Source organism: Cytobacillus sp. GQ23 (assembly GCF_059758675.1).
The window spans coordinates 19,236-37,949 of sequence record NZ_JCAXER010000020.1 but is presented as its reverse complement, the minus strand read 5'-3'; the positions used below and the strand labels follow the sequence as shown (position 1 = coordinate 37,949).

18 protein-coding genes are annotated in these 18,714 nt (G+C 43.5%); 14 read left to right on the top strand and 4 right to left on the bottom strand.

What is annotated here, in order from left to right; all coding sequences use genetic code 11:
* Positions 1–18 precede the first annotated feature (18 nt).
* From AC6CHU_RS16900 to AC6CHU_RS16880, 5 genes are all read left to right on the top strand, one after another.
* On the top strand, positions 19–858 hold the full coding sequence (locus tag AC6CHU_RS16900; protein ID WP_251283419.1) for a flagellar hook-basal body protein: 840 nt from the start codon (positions 19–21) through the stop codon (positions 856–858).
* A 34-nt stretch (positions 859–892) separates the two neighbouring features.
* Positions 893–1,720, top strand: coding sequence for a flagellar hook-basal body protein (locus AC6CHU_RS16895; protein ID WP_498122447.1), 828 nt, complete (start codon positions 893–895; stop codon positions 1,718–1,720).
* 18 nt (positions 1,721–1,738) lie between these two features.
* Positions 1,739–2,008: a DNA-directed RNA polymerase subunit beta gene (locus AC6CHU_RS16890; protein ID WP_159863208.1), complete on the top strand. Its 270-nt coding sequence runs from the start codon at positions 1,739–1,741 to the stop codon at positions 2,006–2,008.
* Positions 2,009–2,131: 123 nt separating this feature from the next.
* Positions 2,132–2,560 carry a 3-hydroxyacyl-ACP dehydratase FabZ gene (fabZ, locus tag AC6CHU_RS16885; RefSeq protein ID WP_159863207.1) on the top strand — a complete coding sequence of 143 codons (429 nt, stop codon included), beginning with the start codon at positions 2,132–2,134 and terminating at the stop codon, positions 2,558–2,560.
* A gap of 135 nt (positions 2,561–2,695) precedes the next feature.
* The gene (locus AC6CHU_RS16880) at positions 2,696–2,980 is read left to right on the top strand and encodes a hypothetical protein (protein WP_251283417.1); all 285 of its coding nucleotides are present in this window, start codon (positions 2,696–2,698) and stop codon (positions 2,978–2,980) included.
* Between the two features lie 22 nt (positions 2,981–3,002).
* Here AC6CHU_RS16880 and AC6CHU_RS16875 read toward each other — a convergent pair whose 3' ends face one another.
* On the bottom strand, positions 3,003–3,461 hold the full coding sequence (locus AC6CHU_RS16875; RefSeq protein WP_159863205.1) for a YwpF-like family protein: 459 nt from the start codon (positions 3,459–3,461) through the stop codon (positions 3,003–3,005).
* A 267-nt stretch (positions 3,462–3,728) separates the two neighbouring features.
* On the opposite strand from AC6CHU_RS16875, the gene ssb reads away from it, so the two are divergent.
* Both ssb and AC6CHU_RS16865 read left to right on the top strand, forming a co-directional pair.
* On the top strand, positions 3,729–4,097 hold the full coding sequence (gene ssb / locus AC6CHU_RS16870; protein WP_159863204.1) for a single-stranded DNA-binding protein: 369 nt from the start codon (positions 3,729–3,731) through the stop codon (positions 4,095–4,097).
* A gap of 5 nt (positions 4,098–4,102) precedes the next feature.
* Positions 4,103–4,294, top strand: coding sequence for a hypothetical protein (locus AC6CHU_RS16865; protein ID WP_236566173.1), 192 nt, complete (start codon positions 4,103–4,105; stop codon positions 4,292–4,294).
* 445 nt (positions 4,295–4,739) lie between these two features.
* Here the strand turns inward: AC6CHU_RS16865 and AC6CHU_RS16860 are convergent, their stop codons facing one another.
* A complete protein-coding gene (locus AC6CHU_RS16860; RefSeq protein ID WP_498122444.1) occupies positions 4,740–5,138 on the bottom strand; it encodes a helix-turn-helix domain-containing protein in 399 nt (132 codons plus the stop codon).
* A gap of 202 nt (positions 5,139–5,340) precedes the next feature.
* Between AC6CHU_RS16860 and AC6CHU_RS16855 the strand changes: the two genes are divergently transcribed.
* The gene (locus tag AC6CHU_RS16855) at positions 5,341–5,727 is read left to right on the top strand and encodes a hypothetical protein (protein WP_498122442.1); all 387 of its coding nucleotides are present in this window, start codon (positions 5,341–5,343) and stop codon (positions 5,725–5,727) included.
* Positions 5,728–5,734: 7 nt separating this feature from the next.
* On the opposite strand, the gene AC6CHU_RS16850 is transcribed toward AC6CHU_RS16855, so the two are convergent.
* Entirely contained in the window at positions 5,735–8,554 is a 2,820-nt protein-coding gene (locus AC6CHU_RS16850) for a DEAD/DEAH box helicase (protein ID WP_498122440.1), read from the bottom strand.
* Positions 8,547–10,166, bottom strand: coding sequence for an SWIM zinc finger family protein (locus AC6CHU_RS16845; protein ID WP_251283414.1), 1,620 nt, complete (start codon positions 10,164–10,166; stop codon positions 8,547–8,549). The genes AC6CHU_RS16850 and AC6CHU_RS16845 overlap by 8 nt, the downstream gene beginning before the upstream one ends.
* Before the next feature lie 282 nt (positions 10,167–10,448).
* Here AC6CHU_RS16845 and AC6CHU_RS16840 point away from each other — a divergent pair, with 282 nt between their 5' ends.
* The 6 genes from AC6CHU_RS16840 to AC6CHU_RS16815 all read left to right on the top strand — a co-directional run bounded on the left by AC6CHU_RS16840 (position 10,449) and on the right by AC6CHU_RS16815 (position 18,704).
* On the top strand, positions 10,449–11,636 hold the full coding sequence (locus AC6CHU_RS16840; RefSeq protein WP_498122438.1) for an MFS transporter: 1,188 nt from the start codon (positions 10,449–10,451) through the stop codon (positions 11,634–11,636).
* Positions 11,637–11,904: 268 nt separating this feature from the next.
* Positions 11,905–12,786: a DUF6282 family protein gene (locus AC6CHU_RS16835; RefSeq protein ID WP_159863197.1), complete on the top strand. Its 882-nt coding sequence runs from the start codon at positions 11,905–11,907 to the stop codon at positions 12,784–12,786.
* Positions 12,787–12,800: 14 nt separating this feature from the next.
* The gene (locus AC6CHU_RS16830; protein WP_159863258.1) at positions 12,801–14,204 is read left to right on the top strand and encodes an FAD-binding oxidoreductase; all 1,404 of its coding nucleotides are present in this window, start codon (positions 12,801–12,803) and stop codon (positions 14,202–14,204) included.
* 13 nt (positions 14,205–14,217) lie between these two features.
* Entirely contained in the window at positions 14,218–15,582 is a 1,365-nt protein-coding gene (locus AC6CHU_RS16825; protein ID WP_498122436.1) for a (Fe-S)-binding protein, read from the top strand.
* 39 nt (positions 15,583–15,621) lie between these two features.
* The gene (locus tag AC6CHU_RS16820; RefSeq protein WP_159863195.1) at positions 15,622–16,464 is read left to right on the top strand and encodes a nitrilase-related carbon-nitrogen hydrolase; all 843 of its coding nucleotides are present in this window, start codon (positions 15,622–15,624) and stop codon (positions 16,462–16,464) included.
* A 146-nt stretch (positions 16,465–16,610) separates the two neighbouring features.
* Positions 16,611–18,704, top strand: a complete 2,094-nt coding sequence (locus tag AC6CHU_RS16815) for a PAS domain-containing sensor histidine kinase (protein WP_159863194.1) — start codon at positions 16,611–16,613, stop codon at positions 18,702–18,704.
* The last annotated feature ends 10 nt before the right edge of the window (positions 18,705–18,714 follow it).

The following is an 18,714-nucleotide window of genomic DNA, read 5'->3' as shown; positions in this document are numbered from 1 at the left end:
TAAATGAGGGTGAAACAGATGTTTAGAGGTTTCTACACAGCTGCTTCCGGAATGCTTGCACAGCAGCGGAGAACGGAAGTACTGACAAATAATATGGCAAATGCCAATACACCCGGCTTTAAAGCAGACCAGACAAGCTTGAGGGCTTTTCCGGAAATGCTTTTACAGCGCATGGGGCAGCATAGCATACCGACGGAAAATGGACTAAACCTTCCTTTTAATAATGAAGTTGGCAGATTAACTACAGGAGTTTATATGCAGGAGACGCTTCCGTCCTTCTTGCAGGGAGATATGAAGGAAACAGGCCTCGGGACAGACCTGGCATTACTGGATCTTAATATGCCGGCAAATCAGGATACAGGGTTAAGAGGAACGGTCTTTTATACCGCAGCTGGAATGGATGGCGAGCCGCGCTATACGAGGAATGGGAATTTTACCATCGATGCCGGAGGTTATTTGACGACAGCAGGCGGATTATATATTTTGGATAATGCGGGTGAGCGGATTCAGCTTTCCAGTGACCGTTTTACTGTAAGTGAAGATGGTATGATTACGGGTGAAGCGGGTGAAACTGCCAGACTCGGCATCACTTTTGCCCAAAATCCCGAAAGCCTGCGAAAAGAAGGAGACGGCCTTTTTGCAGTGACTGAAGAGAGCGTTCTTGAAAATGCCTATAATGCACAGAATGTTCAATTCAAGCTGCAGCAGGGTTTTTTGGAGCGTTCCAATGTAGATGCTTCCCGCACAATGACGGATATGATGGCCGCCTATCGCTCTTTTGAAGCAAACCAAAAGGTTCTGCAGGCATATGACCGCAGTATGGAGAAAGCCGCAAATGAAATTGGGCGGATCGGGTAATGCCCGGCGGCAGACCCGCTAAGGGGGAAAAACAATGAATCGAACTATGATTACAGCCACAAATACACTGGCCCAGCTGCAGAAGCAGATGGATATTGTCAGCCATAATGTGGCCAACATTGATACAGCAGGCTATAAAAGACGTGAAGCCAATTTTACTGATTTGCTCTTTCAGCAGTTCAATAATCAGCCAAATCAGGCTGCTGAAGCAGGGAGGCTGACACCGGCAGGCATCAGGCAGGGAGTCGGCGCTAAGCTGGCACAGTCCCAAATGGTCATGCAGCAGGGTTCATTAAAGGCGACAGACAGGCAGCTTGACCTTGCCTTTACAAAGGAAGGCCAGTATTTCCGTGTGCTCGAGCAGACGGAAGACGGATCTGCAGTGCGATTTACAAGAGCAGGCGCATTTTATTTAACACCTGTGTCCGACAATGAGACCATGCTTGTGACAGCGGAGGGACTTCCGGTTCTTGATGAAAATAATAATTCGATTATAATAAATAGACAGGCGAATAAATTTAAAGTGACTGAATCAGGGAGTTTTTTGGCAGAAGCTGCGAATGGGAATATCCAGGAATTCAATCTTGGAGTGGTTTTAATCAACAAGCCTCAATTCCTGGAGCAAAAAGGCGAAAATCTTCTTGGCCTGCCTGAGGGTATAGACGGCGAAGGGATTTTTTCAGAGCTGAACGGTGCGCTCCGCAGACAGATTGGAATGGCCCAGGGTTCTCTGGAACAATCCAATGTGGATTTATCCAAGGAAATGACAGAATTGATCAACCTCCAGCGGGCCTATCAGTTTCAGTCCAGATCCGTTTCCATGGCTGATCAAATGATGGGACTGGTCAACGGAATACGTTAGATATAAAGGGGAAATAAAATGTCAGTAAACAACAGTAATCAAGAAGCAGTCAAGACGCGTGAACAACTGAAAAAAGAAAGCAGCGAAGAAGAGTCACCGCGTAAAGGGCGGGTTCGCATCCGTCTCATTCCGATCTGGCTTCGGATTATTATTGTCGTGCTTTTAATTTTCCTGAGCGTTATGGCAGGAGCCGCAGTCGGGTATGGTGTCATTGGCGGCGGCGAAGTAAAGGATATTTTTACAAAGTCCACCTGGACGCATATTATGGATTTGGTGGAAAAAGAATAGAAATGAAAAGGAGGGCAGCAAACCCTTCTTTTTTTGTTGGCACTTTGCGCAGCATCGTTTTTTTAGTAAAATGAATATAAGCTATTAGTATCTGGTGCTAAATAATACATGGGAGCGATACATATGAAATTAAATGTAGAAGAAATAAAAGAAATTATCCCTCACCGATATCCATTCCTGTTCGTGGATTCGATTGAAGAGCTTGAGCCTGGAAAAAGAGCGGTCGGCAAAAAGAATATAAGTGCCAATGAGGAAGTATTCAATGGGCATTTCCCTAATTACAATGTGTTCCCGGGATGCCTGACGCTTGAAGCCTGTGCACAGACTGGTGCTGTGGCACTGCTGTCACTGGATGAATATAAAGGAAAACTTGCCTTTTTTGCCGGAGTGGAAAAATGCCGCTGGAAGCGCCAGGTGCGGCCTGGCGATACACTCATGATGGAGGTCGAACTGCTCTCCGTCCGCAGAGGAATCGGAAAAGGCAAAGCCGTTGCGACCGTGGATGGCGAAGTGGCAATGGAAGCCGAAATTATGTTTGCGATTGAAAGATAATGCTAAAACAATCCCGTACACCATGTGCGGGATTTTTTCTGTAAAAAAATATGCAAGTTGTTTCGATTTTTGGGAAATATAAAGGAAGACCAATGCAGCAGGTCAACAATACATCATTTGAAAGGAGCTTTTACGATGAATAAAAAGCTTTTAACACTTATCGGAGGATCCGTTCTTTCCGCCATGCTACTGGCAGGCTGTGCCACTGACGACCAGGAGCCGCCGCCGGAGGATGATACAATCACTGAGGAAAATGGTGATGTGGAAAATGGAGATGTGAATGATCTGAATGAAAACACAGATGACAACGACATCAATACTGATGACGACGGGGACATGATGGAAGACAACAACGAGCCGGGCGAAGATGCTGTGGAAGATAATCTTGATATGCAGGATGAAGATAATAAGGATAAGTAATAATTAAAAGAAAAAACTCCCGTTATGACTGAGCGGGAGTTTCTTTATTTTCTTTTTTTGCAGCAGCCAGGCGGGGCTTGCTTTGCATTTTTTCCTTGAATTCGTCAATCAGGCTGTCGCCGCTGTATCCCTTATCTAAAAGGTCCTGAAGCAGCAATTCGGCGTAATCATTTTTCGTTCTCCTGAGTGATCCCTCAAAAAGGATGCTGATATGGTTTTCCAGTTCGCTGATAGAGGTAATTTTAGTTTGGAATGCGGCTGGATCGTTTTCTTTTTTGGTAATAACAACTTGGATGGTCAGTTCGTCTTTGTCATCAGCGCGCTTTTTGAAGTACTCAAGATAGGATTTATCAACAAAAGCCTCCAGGAGCCAGCTGCTCTTCTCATCTTCTTTATTGATAATCAATCCATCATCCAGTTCAATATCAACCAGGCCCTTTTCTTCCACCAATTGCAGAGAAACAAGTTTAAATGTTTTCATGGCTTACCTCCATCTCCCAAAATAAGTTGTCTATAAAAAAATTATAACACAGCCCAAACTGAAAGCGAATTTGACAGTATGTCGAATTTTCTTTTTTTTCATGCTGAAAATCGAATTTTTGAAGCGGTTTTTTGCAGAAAAGAGGCTGAAAACTAAATTTCATGAGTGTTTTTGCCGAAAAAGCACTGAGAAAAACACATTTTTGCTTTTTTACACAGGGATGAAGTTCCGGCTATGATAAGGCTATCAAGAGAGGAGATGAAAACCATGATCAATCAAGTGACCCTAGTGGGAAGGCTGACAAGGGATCCTGAGCTGAAAAGGACACAGGAGGGAATTCCGGTGACGAATGTGACGCTAGCAGTAAACCGCCAATACCGTAACCAGAAGGGTGAAATCGATGCGGATTTTGTGCAGTGCACTCTATGGAAGAAAACGGCAGAAAATACATCGCAGTATTGCCGGAAAGGAACCCTGATTGGAATAACCGGGCGGATCCAGACAAGGCATTATGATAATCAGGAAAAGAAACGGATTTATGTAACAGAGGTGGTAGCGGAAACCGTCCGCTTCCTTGACCGTAAGAAGGCAGAGGGCATCCCGGTGTCCGTGACCAAGGAGGAGCTGCCATTTTGAATGAAGTGTCTGAAAGAGAAAAGGCATTGGAATATATGCTCGAAAGCCTCATCAAAATGCTTGGAAAATCAAACCACAAAGTCGATGACCTTAACAAGCGCGTTCTCCAGCTTGAATCGTTCATCCGTGAAACGGTCATGCAAAACTGCCATATGCAAAAGCACCAAACACCAAAACGCTTCTCCATCATGAACTGACGGCATCCCCCATTCAGCTGTCCACACAAATTCCTTCCATATAGAGAATCAATCATATCCTCAAAACTCCCCAAATTGGAACCCGGTACCTCTGTGCCGGGTTATTTTTTTGTTGGTAGGTTCATGGTGTTGGTCATTTAGGCTTTCTAAGTTAGGAGAGGTTTGAGCCCTGCGTCTCGCTTTTCACGTTCTGTGTCGGATGAGGATTGAGGACCGGGCAAAGCATGTCGGGTTTACGGATTATATGTCCATAGAAGTCCAAGGTTCGGACCCAAACTCGAATTCCGCATTTAAGTCCGAAGCAGGCCAAGACTCAAAACTGCCATCCCAAATTTACGCAACAAAAGTCGAAAGAAACCCAACTCTTCTACCCAGCACCTAATCTTCTCAGTCCAATGTAAACCCAGCTCTACCGAGTTCCCCTTACATGATTCCTAAAAACTAACTAAAAGTCCTTCAATGCATGAATGCTGCTCTTAATGACTCTCACAGCGAGGGCCTTTTTCTTTTCGTTAAAGGTGTATATGTCCAGGAGGGCTTTTTTCAGGTCGGGATAATGGCTGATGATTTCCCGGATCATCTCCATATCCTTATCATCGGGGTTTTCTTTTAAAACAGACTTGTCCGCCGAGTAGGAGGAGGGGTTCTCCAATTTATCAGTCAATAAGGTCTTGTCCACTTTATAGACTTCTGCCATTTGTACGAGGGTTTGGTATGTGGGAGTGACCTTTCCTGTTTCGTATTTGCTGATGGTTGAACAATCCACTTTCAGCATTTCAGCAGCAAAATCCTGAGTCCACTTTCGGTCCGTTCTTAACTTTTTCAGTATTTCAGGTAAAGACATCCTTTTCACCGCCGTTTACTTTCTTTCTTTTAACTTAGCGGGAATAGCAGCTGAAAAGGCTGTTTGTGAACGCAGATCACAGTGTATTGAGTGATTATTATTCACAAATAAGGAATTGTGTGGTATAGGTAAAAATAACTAGGAGGATTTTCGCGGAATATGTCGAATATATTTTTTTGAAATAATAAAAGGGGGTGATTTAATGGATAAAGGAGTAAAAAACGGGTATCTGTATTTTAAAACAGAAAATAAATGTCTAAATACCAATCATCAGCCAAGCTTCTTTGATGCGCTTCAGCTCATTAAGCTCCAAAATAACAAATCCTATCAAAGAATTCCTCTTAGAAGCCATACTTCACTCATGTTCAACGATATGGAAAGAACTCTTCACTACAAGTTTAACTTATTGTTAAACCAGGTGGCAATTAACGCGGGGAACAAGAAGCCTACATACGAGCTGCTATCCTGTTTTATTATAAAAGAAGGCAGCAAAGTCACTTTTCTGACGCAAAGGCCTAATAAGCAGGAATATGCAAAAATAAAAGAACAGCCTCCAAGCCTTAATGCATATAAGGGGCTTGAAGACTGAATCAACTCTATGAGAGGTGAACCAGATCCCGCAGTTCATCTGTTGAAAGCTCGGTAATCCAGTTCTCGCTCGTAATAATCTGGTCATTAAGGGACTGCTTTTTTTCAAGCATGGCATCAATTTTTTCCTCGAGTGTGCCGGTAGCAATCATTTTATGCACATGAACAAAGCGCTTTTGCCCAATCCGGTAGGCACGGTCAGTCGCCTGATTTTCCACGGCAGGATTCCACCAGCGGTCATAATGAATGACATGGTTTGCTGCCGTCAGATTCAAACCGGTACCGCCGGCTTTAAGCGACAGCAGGAATACTGGGAACTCATGATTCTGAAAACGGCTGATCATATTATCCCGTTCCTGCTTTGGCACGCTTCCGTTTAAAAAGGGCACGTCGAATCCGAATTGTTTTTTCAGCAGGCGGGCAATCATGTTCCCCATCTCGATATATTGGGTAAAAATCAGGCAGCTTTCGCCCTGTTCATGAACAGCGCCGACGAGTTCGCTTAATTTTTCAAGCTTTACAGAACGTTCGAGGACGTGCTTTGGCTTTTCTTCTTTTAAATAAAGGGCCGGATGATTGCACAGTTGTTTTAAGCGGCTTAATAACTGCAGGATTAGGCCTTTTCGCTCAAACCCGGACAGCTTTTCAATCTGTGCAAAAGTATCCTGGACAAGCTGCTCGTATAAGGAAGCCTGCTCAGCAGTCAGCGGGCAGTACTCCTTCTGCTCAAGCTTATCAGGCAGGTTCAAGGCCACATCCTCATCCTTCTTCGTACGGCGGAGCAGGAAGGGGCGGATATAGGCCTGCAGCTGCTTCACTTTATTTTTGTCGTCATCCTTCTCAATCGGCAGTACATAGCGCTTCTGAAATTGCCCGAGACTGCCGAGATAGCCGTGATTCGTAAAATCAAAAATGGACCAGAGCTCGGTCAGTCTGTTTTCCATGGGAGTTCCGGTAAGGGCAATATGGTGTTTGCCTTTCAACTTTCGGACAGCCCGCGACTGCTTTGTTTGTGCGTTTTTAATGTTCTGGGCTTCATCAATCGAAATGGAGCTCCACTCGATTGCTTCAAAATCCTCGAGATCCATATGGGTAAGTCCATATGAGGTCAGCACAATATCAGATTCCATAGCTTTTTCAGAAAATCTTTCGCCCTTCAGGCGGTTTGACCCATAATGAAGGTACACGCTCATGCCTGGTGCAAAGCGCTCGATTTCCTTCTGCCAGTTCCCGAGAACAGATGTAGGGCACACGATGAGAGAGGGGCCGCTGTCTTCATCCTTCTTAACTTTTAAAAGATAGGAGATCAGCTGAATCGTTTTTCCGAGTCCCATATCATCCGCCAGAATGGCACCGAACCCATAGCGGCGCAAAAACAGCAGCCAGCTCATTCCGAGCTTCTGGTAAGGTCGGAGATCCCCCTTGAAGCTGGCAGGGACCTCTTCAAGCGGAAGGTTTTTAATATCGCGGAGCTGCTTTACCATCTGTTTCCATTGGCGGTTAAGCTCAATCTGAATCCGGGCAAATGTTTTAGGATAATCCAGGTCGTCTTCCTGGGTGTTCCCGTCAGCCATAAGCTCCTGCTCGATCAAATCGCGGACATGCAGCCCTTCTTTTTCCGCTTTCTTCATTAAATCCTGAATATGGCGGACAAAATGGGGATCCAGCTTTATCCAGCGGCCGCGAACATAGACGAGCCGTCTTTTTTCCTCGACCATGCCCCGGAATTCTTCTTCTGTTAAGTCAACTCCATTCATGCTGAAGCGCCAATCATAATCAAGCATAGACTGAAGGCCGACAAACGAGGGGCGATGGCCCCCGGTTCCTTTTACTTTTGCTTTTACCTTGAGGCTTGCGTTCTTCATCGCCTGCCACCACGATGGAAGCAGAATTTCCACGCCAAGTGCGAGAAAGGTTTCGCTTGCCTCTGTCAGGAAAGTCCAGGCTTCATCCTCCGTCAGCATAGTCGAAATCTCGCCGGGCTTGCCTTCAAGCCATGGAAAAAGCTCGAGCCAGCGCTGGATCTCTTTTTCTATTGAATCCTCATATTCATGCCAGTCATGCGGATAATTCGAATAGTCCTTGTAATCGGCAAATACATCCGGGTTCATTTTTCCGCGCAGAAATATGGTCAAATCCCAGCTTGTATCAATATCCCCGGGCTCTTCCAGCTTAAGTCCGATCGAGAAAGGAGCTTCATTTGCTTTGACCCCAATCCATTCCTGCCAGCTTTCTTCATCAAAATAAGCGGCAAGATCACGCGGTGAGAGATGTTCACTCCGCAAGGCTTCAAGCTTTTCGCCGAACTGCGCCTTCGCATCCTGGTTTTGATTCATATAGCCGTCAAGGGAGCGGTGAAATAAGTCTCCGATAAATTCCCTGACTGGAGAACCTTCTACTGTCTGCTCCCAAAAGTTTGTGCCGAATTCACTAATCACACTTTCCGGCAGTGCCCAGCGGAATTGATCCTGTTCCCAGGCGGCAAAATCCGGCATCCATTCCTGGTCCACGATCGAATCATAAAGAGCATGTGAAGAGGCCAGCAATATTTCTGCCGTCTCATCCCAGCTCCAATCAATCAAACGGTTGAATTGTTCTGCCGCAAACAGGGTGACAAGCTGCCAGCCTGTTACAGAGATCCCTTTAATCCCGTCTGCCTCTGCAGCATCCAGCATGGTTCCGAAAAAGCTTTCCCTGTGATGGTTAAATAGAAGTGGCTTCCATTCCTTCGGGGGAAGCTGGCGCCCTTCTTCATTTACAGCAAAAATCAGGTAGCGGGCATTGTTTATTGGTTTCACTTTCACGTGGAGAAATCTCGTTTTAAGCATCGATTAGCTTACCCCTTTTGCATTCTTCCTGAAAAGCGCGGAGACGTTTCGTTTTTTCAAGCAGCAATTCAAGAAAAAGCTGCCAGTCTTCCTGACGTTTCAGCTTGTTATACAGAGTGCGAAGCTTTTTCATTTTCCGGACAGCCTCGCGGTAATGATCTCTGTTTTTCATATTAATGTGGCCAGTGATGGATTGATGATATAGCGGCAGAAGGATGGAGGGCTCCTTTTTGCTGATTTCCCTGATCCGGTCCTTGCCAAGAGAATCAAGATCAAAGCCAATGAACGCCTGCAGATCCGCCCATTTCGTGAATTCACCTTTTTCAAAAAGCAAATATTCATAGTCACTGTAGCTGTACGGCAGCGTCTCCATCAAGGCTTTCTCGTACAGATCCATTTTGCTGCTTTCCAGGCAATAAGGAGAAATCGCCTTGATGGACATCCGTGTAAAATCCATGCAGGCATAATAATCATCATTTGTTTTCAGATAATCCCGCAATTTATGGATAAATGCTTCTGCATAAGGACCCATCCGATTCCAGTCCTTATTGGATGAAAAGTAATCGAGCCAGTAAAGCATATAAGGTGTCATTAATTCATTGAGCACATTTAAAACACTGAGTGCCTTTTCGTCATTGCGTTCAAGAATCTGAAGGTGCACATAGCCTGCCACTGACGGCATGTTGGGCTTTTCGTTTAGGGAGGGTTCCAGCCTCTCAATCTCCGCCTCACGCCATTCTTTCTTTTTGAAAAAATGCGTCCACAGCAGCCGGTATAGATGGGTCCGTTCATACTCCATCCCAAACGAACCGGTAATTAGTCCGGCAGAATCATCCTTCAGCTTTTCGATATATTGATCAAAAGCAAAGGGGAGGGAGTGCACTGACAGCTTATTCATGATCTCAACGGAGTCTTCCATCAGGGACTGATAGAGATGGCGGTAATAGCGGTCTATCAATTCCTCGCCATGGCCATACTTTCTGCTCAGCGCCATCAGCTTTTTAAAAGAAAAAACATAGCCGACCAGAAGGTAAAGAAGCTTCCATTCCTGCTCCACTGGTGCTCCCGCTTTCAGGCGCCGCAGATACACATGGAAAAGCTCAGGAAGTACATATGGACGGGGCTCACCCTGTTTTTCCAGCAGCTCGGTAAAGCTTTCCTCGAAACCGTCAATCCAGCCGTCATAGCCTGTCTTCTTCTTCTGGCTGGAGGATTTCAGCAGATCCTTCGCTCTTTGAAGCCCCCAATCCTTGGCCGTCTGTTTTTCCTTAATCGGCTTCCGCCACTCTTCAATCCACATGGACACACTTTTGGCTTTTGAGAGAAGCTGCAGAAAGACCGCAGTCTGATGGCGGCAAAAACCTTCAGCCGGGCAGGAGCACTCGCTCAAATGAATGAACTCCAGATTCAGCTCAACCTTGGCAGGAGTCACATCCTGAACAGTCGCCAACACCTTATCATCTTCAAAGCGAAGCTGATACACAAGCCCCTGCCGAAACAGCATCAGCCCCTTCTGCACCAGGCGCGCATCCTCCTCATTCTCAGCACGCAAAAGCCCCTTCAGCTCATTCGCTGCAAACTCCAAAGGCTCCAAAAACCGCTCCGGAATCATCCTTTCTACCCCCTTGTTGGTGACAGGCACCACCCGAATTTTGTCGAATTTATTAAAGCAAGGCACCTATTAACGTAACAGGCTGCCCTGTAAAGTACATTCCTTTATTATAACATTTTGGACAGCCGGAATGAAGGTGCTCGCTCTTTCAAAAATAATTGAGGGAAGTTCTTAGCAAGAATCGTGGAGAAAAAAGTATAGTGACCCGAAATAAAATGGTATGATGGATTTAACGCTTTAACGGAACAGGGTGGGGAAATGACTGCTTTAAACGCTCGACAAGTGGAATCGGATAAATATTCGCTGCGGGATGCCGGCTTCAAAAAAATGATGATTGCGATGACGAGTGCATCCATTTTAGTATTTGCTAATTTATATTTCGTGCAGCCGATTATGCCGCTGCTGGCGGATTCATTTGACATTACATCGGCAGCAGCCGGTTTATCACTGTCTGCTGCTGTAGTTTCTATGATTTTCGGATTGTTATTCTTCGGATTTCTATCTGATCGAATTGGCCGGGTTTCCATCATGAATATCACACTTGTCTGTACAATTATGCCGCTGGTGCTATTGCCGATTGCGCCTAATTTTGAAACCTTTTTGGTGCTTCGCTTCCTGCAGGGCTTTAGCATAGCGGGCCTGCCTGCAGCAGCTATCGCCTATTTAGGGGAGGAGCTGGCTCCAGGGAGCGTTAGCCTCGGCATCACCATGTATATTGCTGCTAATGCCATTGGCGGAATGGCGGGACGCATCTTCGTCGGGTACATTGCAGATATGGCCAGCTGGCAGACTTCTGTTTACTTCTTATTTGGATTTTCCATTCTATTATTCATCCTATATTTTATGACTCTGCCAAAATCTCATTATTTTAAGCCCAGTAAAAGATCTGTTCAAAAAGACTTGTCAGGCATGGGCTCACATCTGAAAAATACCAAGCTTTATCCTGCCTTTGCGATGGGAATCCTCCTCCAATTCTCGTTTACAGGAGTATGGACGTACCTGCCTTTTTATCTCGAACAAGATCCTTTTAACCTCACTGTAAAAAATATTTCTTTTACCTACCTGGCGTACAGCTTTGGTATAGCAGGTTCCATTCTGGGCGGCAGGATGTCTGCTTATTTCAGGAAAACCACACTGGTTTCGGCCGGAACGGTCATTTTAATAGGAGGGACCTTACTTACCAATGTACATTCTTTATCAGTCATTGTAATAGGTCTATGTCTGACCTGTCTGGGATTCTTTGTGGCACATTCACTGATGGCAGCTATTGTAAATGAGAGGGCTTCCCATCACAAAGCTGGAGCCTCGAGCATCTATCTCGTAAGCTATTACCTTGGAGTTGCAACCGGGGGGACGCTTGCCGGGCTTGTATGGCAGACCGGGGGCTGGACGGGGATTAGTGTGGTTTCCTTTGGGCTGATTCCGGTGGTGGTGTGGCTGTCAGCAGGACTTAAAAGGTTAAGTCAATAATAAGTAAGATAAAAAGTTACTAATACATTGTTTTACATCCCTTTTTTGATGACAGCCAGGTAATGTCTCAAGAAAGGGATTTTTTTTGAGTATCCCTTCTTAAACTATTTGGTTAGAAGATTTGTAAAGAAAAATTACTAAATTGTCATAATTTTTTTACATATTATCAGAAAATATTTCTTCCAAGCCGCATTTTGCACATGTAAATTGGCATGAAAATTGCAAATTACTTTCATAACAATAAATTTAATGCTTAGGAGTGGCGGATATGGCACAAGATCTTCATCCATTATTAAAAGGTGCAATTGAATTACATGTTCATAGTTCTCCAAGCTTGTTTCCAAGGAAGCAAACCGACTGGGAACTAATAGAGGATATAAAGCGGGCTGAGATGTCTGGTGTGGTGTTAAAGGCACATGAAGCTCAGACAGTTGACCGGGCAAGTTTAATCAGAGAAAAAGAGCCAGGAGTTCATGTTTACGGAGGGCTGGTGTGCAATTATTTTACAGGAGGCCTGTCTCCAACCGCAGTAGATGCAGCAATCCGATTAGGTGCAAAAATCATTTGGATGCCTACTTTTTCTGCCGAAGAGCATCAAAGATATTTTGGTAAAAAGAAAACCAAATTCTTTAATAGTAAGCGCTCTATGACACACCCTGGTTCCGGAATTGAAATCTGGGATGAAAACAAAAAACTCCTGCCGGAAGTATATGAAATCTTAGAACTGGTTGCAGAGGCGGATATTGTGCTGGCCACGGGACATCTGGCTGCTGATGAAGTGAGTGTATTAGTGGAGGCAGCTATTGAGAAAAGAGTCGAGAAAATCTTAATTCAGCATACTGATTTAGGTATTGCGAGAGTGCCTTTTGAATTAGAAAAGGAATTAGTGAAAAAAGGGTGCATCCTCGAAAAATGTTATTTAGCATGCAGTGAAGACTTCAACGATATTTCCCCGGAGGAAATGGCAGAGAGCATTAGAGTTCTTGGAGCTGATTCATGTGTAATGGTGACAGATTACGGACAGCGTCATAATATTGCTCCTGTTAAAGCTTTAAGCAACTTTATAGAATACATGCTCAAATATGGAATAACAGAGGATGAGATTACGAAGATGGTTTGTGACAACCCTAAGATGCTGCTGGGGATTTAGAAAGGGTGAAAAAATTGGAAGATGCTGCATTAAGAGAAATTGAGAGAGTTATTCCTGCTGACCGTATTCTCACCAGTCTTGAAGAACTATATTCATATAGCTATGATGCTTCTTTTGGTGAATATTTGCCCCAATTGGCCATTCAGCCTGAAAGTGCGATTGAAATAAGTCAAATTATGAAAATAGCAAACAAGCATAAAATTCCGGTCTATCCAAGAGGGGCTGCGACATCCTTAAGCGGGGGGCCGCTACCTGTTGAAGGTGGAATCGTTCTGGATATGACACGAATGAATAAAAAATTAATCATTGATGGTGAGAACTTATTAGCCATTGTTTCGCCAGGAATCACAACTGGTGAGATTCACTGCCAGGCAGAAAAGGCAGGGCTATTTTATCCTCCAGATCCGAGCAGTTCAAAAGTGTCCACTATTGGAGGGAATTTATTAGAAAATTCAAGTGGGCCGAAGGGACTGAAGTACGGGACTACTAAGGAGTATGTGATCGGATTGGAAGTCGTTACACCCGAAGGGGAGATTGTCCGGACAGGCGGAAAAACGGTAAAGAATGTCACCGGTTATGATTTAACAAGATTAATTGTTGGATCTGAAGGAACCCTTGCGATTGTAACAGAAGCGACTTTGCGGTTAATTCCAAAGCCGAAAGCACGCAAGACTTTGTTAGCTACATTTAGCAGATTAGTTGACTCTGGATACGCTATAACTAAGATTTTGTCTTCAGGAATTATGCCGGCAGCCATGGAATTAATGGATAACGCATGTATAAGGGCCGTTGAGAATTTTAGTCCGTGCGGGCTTCCTTTAAATGCGGAAGCACTTATCATTATCGAAGTGGATGGGCATCCCTTGGCCATAAATGAGGAAATTGAAAAATGTGAAGAGATCTGCTGGCAAGTGGGGGCAGCTGCTGTTAGAACGGCCAGAACAGAAGAGGAAAGAGAAGACATTTGGAAGGCTCGCCGAATGGTTTCCCCTGCCATCACACAAATGGGACCGACTAAAATTTCTGAGGATGCTACCGTTCCCCGAAGCCAAATTCCTGCCATGATGGAGAAATTAAGCCAAATCCGACAAAAGTACGAATTAAACTTGGTGGTTTTTGGCCATGCAGGCGATGGGAATTTACACCCCAATATCATAACGGATAAACGAAATATCGAAGAAATGAAACGGGCTGAAAATGCGGTAAGTGAAATTTTTGAAGCTGCTGTTTCACTCGGTGGAACGCTATCTGGCGAGCATGGAATTGGGACGCTAAAAGCTCCATATATGGAAATGGAGCTTGGGGAAGCTGGCCTTGATCTCATGAAAAAAGTAAAAAACGCCTGGGATCCTAACAATATATTAAATCCGGGAAAGATCTTTCCAAAAGCGGGGCAAACAAAGGTGGTGCTGGTGTAACATGAATGCTCCATTGAAAAAAAATGAAACGGTGAGTGAAGCCAATAAATCTATACATTCGCTTTCTCTCATTTCAAATAAGGGAAATCGGTTATACGATTTGGCCTATGAAGCTACTAATCAGTGTATTCAGTGCGGATATTGTCTGCCTGCTTGCCCAACATACAAATCAATGGGGAAAGAGTCTGCATCCCCGAGGGGTAGAATCAACCTTGTCAAGATGGCAGCCGAAGGGAAAATAGATATTTCAAGCCACTTGTCTGAACCTATTGATTTATGCCTGGGCTGCCGGGCCTGTGAAGTGGCCTGCCCTGTGGGCGTGCCGTATGGGCATATTTTAGAAACAGCAAAAGACGTCATTGCAGAGGACCGAAAGCAAAATGGTGCCGGAACAATGAATGATAAACTGAAACATCTCGTCCTATCTCAAGTGTTTCCGTATCCAAAGCGGATGAGGATAATAGGAAATTTAACATGGTTTTATCAAAAGTCAGGAATTAGAAAAGCAGTGAAAAAAACAAAATTATTGCATAAGATTTCTGAACCGCTGGCTCAAATGGAAAACGTGCTGCCGACTGTAGAGTCTCCCTTAAAGAGAAGCAAATTAGGAACCATCATGCCCGCCAAGGGTCAAAAAAAAGCACGGGTTGCATTTTTTACAGGCTGTATTTCGGATGCCTTGCTCAACAGAACGAATAGATTATCAATCGAGCTTCTGACAGCAGCCGGCTGTGAGGTAGTGATTCCGAAATCGCAAAAATGCTGTGGTGCTCTTCACGCCCATCAAGGAATGATTGAAGATGCAAAGGAGCTTGCGAAGCAAAATATTTCTGCTTTTGAAGAATCGGAATGCCAATACTATATTAATAATGCCGGTGGCTGCGGAGCTCTTCTTAAGGAATATAGAGATCTTATGAAACATGATAAAGAATGGGCTGAACGGGCAGAAAGATTCTCTCGTGCCTCCAGGGATATTAGTGAGGTCCTGGTGGAATTTGGGCCTCTTCCTTTTATCAAGGAATGGACCGGTGTGGTCACCTATCAGGACTCATGCCATCTAAGAAATGTCCAAAGTGTGCATGAGCAGCCTAGAGAATTATTGAAATCTATACCAGGAGCTGCTTTTGCAGAGCTTCCAGGCAGTGATAAATGCTGTGCCTCAGGCGGTATATATAATCTTCTCCATTTTGAGGAGTCCATGAAAATCCTTGATGAAAAAATGAAGAATGTAAAAGAAACGAAAGCAGCAGCCGTTGTCACAACCAACCCTGGATGTCTTTTGCAAATGCGTCTTGGAATCGAACGGGCGGGCTGCAGCGGCCAATTGCAGGGGGTCCATCTAGTAGACATACTGGCAGAGGCTTGCGGAATTTCTTAAAGCCTGTCTATATTTTCCTAATGGTAAAGGAGATCGATTATGAAAATAGGAATAGCCCAAGTTGCTCCTCTTTTTGGAAATATTCAAGCAAATTTAGCGCAAATGCTGGAAATAATGCATGAGAATAACGGGAAAGCAGACTTACTCGTTTTCCCGGAACTATCTTTAACAGGATATGATCTCAAAGACCGGCTATTTGATGCAGCGCTTACAACAGATTCGAAGGAAATTTTACGAATTTGCGAGGTTTCTGCAGCAACAGGTGTAAATGTTGTATTCGGTTTTGTTGAAAAGGGGAAGGGCGAGCTAATTTACAATTCAGCAATGATGATTCAAAATGGAAAGATTACCTCTATTCAGAGAAAAATCTATCCGACTAATTACGGTGTTTTCGAGGAAGCAAAATACTTCGCAAAAGGAAAAAAAGTAAACTTGGATCAAGTAGGCTCTTTTATTTCCAGCATGCTAATCTGCAATGATGTTTGGCATCCGTCATTGCCCCATATTGCTGGACACCACCACACTTCTCTATTGATTGCTTTAATTAATAGTCCGGAAGGCGGCCTCGGCAGTGACTATTCCAGTTCTGCAGGCTGGGAGAGGGTTGGCCAATTTTACGCAAGTGTTTATGGGTGCTATGTAGCCCTGGTAAACCGCGTAGGGACTGAGAATGGCATTATGTTTTATGGAAATTCAAAAGTGATTAATCCATACGGTGAAGTCATTTTACACTGTCCTTACGGAGATCCAGCTGTTCAAATTTGTGAAATTGATTATCATGCGGTAAAAGAAGTACGGAAATTATTACCTATAATGAGAGATGAAGATGTTCATATTACATTAAAACACCTTACAGAGGTTGCGGATCTGGATTTCGTTTGAAATTAGAACCCTTGCATGCAAAGTAATGGATCAACAACCAATACTTATAGCAAGGGTGTTTTTGTTTCTTTTATTTCACTATAATAGTATCCATAATAATTTTCTAAATAATCAATCTCAGGGCGACATTGACAGGGGAAATTTTCTTGAAAAAATTATTGCAATCAAAGATAACAAAAAGATATGTATTTATGACCTTTATCGTCGTCTTTGGTTCACTGGCATCCATTTACTTTGTGACCATGAATGTATTGAATGATTCTGTGCGTTCGGAAATCGAATACCGTAATGAATTATTGTCAAAGACCATCAGCACGAAAACCAGCTTTATGTTTGACAAAATGATTAATGATATCCGTGTTATTTCTGAGTTCGTTCTTAGTAATTCTAAAGAGAATACATATTTTTACCAAAATGAAATGGAGAGGCTCGTTTCTGAAAATCCTCTATATCTATTTATTGACGTCATAGATGAATCAGGTAACTCCATTACCACGATACCAAATGTAAAAAAGTCTGCTCCGGAAGACGTTAATAAGATTTTAGAGAGGTTAAAATGGGCCAAGACGTTTTACATATCAAATCTGCTTACCCTCGATGATGGCCGGAATACGATCGCGATCGCCTATCCAGTCCTGGATGATAGGGGGCAGTATCAAGGTGGCGTCCTTGCCTATGTGAACCTGAATATCCTCTCAGAGTATCTTTCTGAGGGAAAGATAGGTTCAAAGGGACAAAATATTTTAATAGATCGAGATGAAACAATCATTGCACACACTAAAGAGCAGTTAATTGGTGAGTCGCTCAAAGATCATGAACTTGGCCAAATGCTCAGCAACTATCGAATTGGTATATGGGAAGGGTTATTGTTTAAAGAATTTATGCTCGCTTCCTATAGGCCGATTACATTAGGCGGACTGGGTCTTATTATTTGTGAATCCGTCGGTCAGGCAATGGAACCTGCAAGGCAGGTACAGGTGCTTTTGTTTAAAGGGTTTATCATTGTCGTGTTCCTTACTTATTTGCTGACATTGTTTGGAGCATTTCGATTCATAAAGCCGATTACGAATTTAACGAATCAGGCCAAGGAATATTCAGATGGAAAAAGAACAGACTTTGAGCTTCTCCATACGGGTGATGAACTTGAAAATCTTACAAAAACAATGGCAAGCATGGCAACGGAATTGAAAAATAAAGAAAGACATTTGTTCTATATATTAGAATCGATACCATATGGAATCATTACGATTAACAAGGATGGAAGGATTGTTACCTTTAATAAAGGGGCGGAGGAATTATCGGGATATTCCAGAAATGAGGCAATTGGCAAATATATTATTGATCTTCCCCTGAAAAGAAATGAAGCTGATTTCCTGTCATGGAAAACCATAAAAGAAGGAAAGGAAATTAATGAACAGGAAAGCTACATATATGATAAGGACGGCAGAAAGCATGATGTCCGTATATATTCTTCCTTATTTAGCGGGGAAGACCAGAATATTATTGGATCTATCCTCATTCTAAGAGATGTAAGTGATATGAAGAAAATGGAGGAATATTTAAAGCAAAGTGAAAAGCTGGCTTCCCTCGGACAGATGACTGCAGGCATTGCACATGAAATTAAAAATCCTTTAAGTATTATTCAAGCAGCTGCAGAAGCAATCCAGCTGGATATGCAAGATCCTTCTTTTGTTCAGGAAATGACAGACGATATATTAGAAACAACGGATCGATTAAATCAATTGTTAACTGATTTCCTGAATTTATCCAGGGGGGAATCTGATGATGAGCTGGAAAAAGTAGACTTAGCTGCTGTATTGGATGAATTATTAGGGCTTCTAAAAAACAATTTTGCTGAGCAGAATATTACGGTTTCAAAATTCTTTACTAACAAAGAAGCATTTGTGCTGGCAACCGCAGGGAAACTAAGTCAAGTGTTTTTAAATATTATCATTAACAGTCTTCACGCTATGGATAAGGGAGGGCAGTTAATTGTTCGCATATTGGATAAAGAATCGGATTGGTTAGTTGAAATAAAAGATAATGGTTTAGGCATCCCTGAGAGTGAAATCAAGTGGATATTTAATCCGTTCTTTACAACGAAGAAAGAAGGCACTGGGCTAGGATTATCAATAGCTTATGAAATCACAACACAGCTTGGCGGGACCATTCAGGCCAATTCAGATATAAGCGGTACCGTATTACGCGTTCAAATGCCAAAGTTTAATGAAGAAAGGTGAGCTTAGAAGC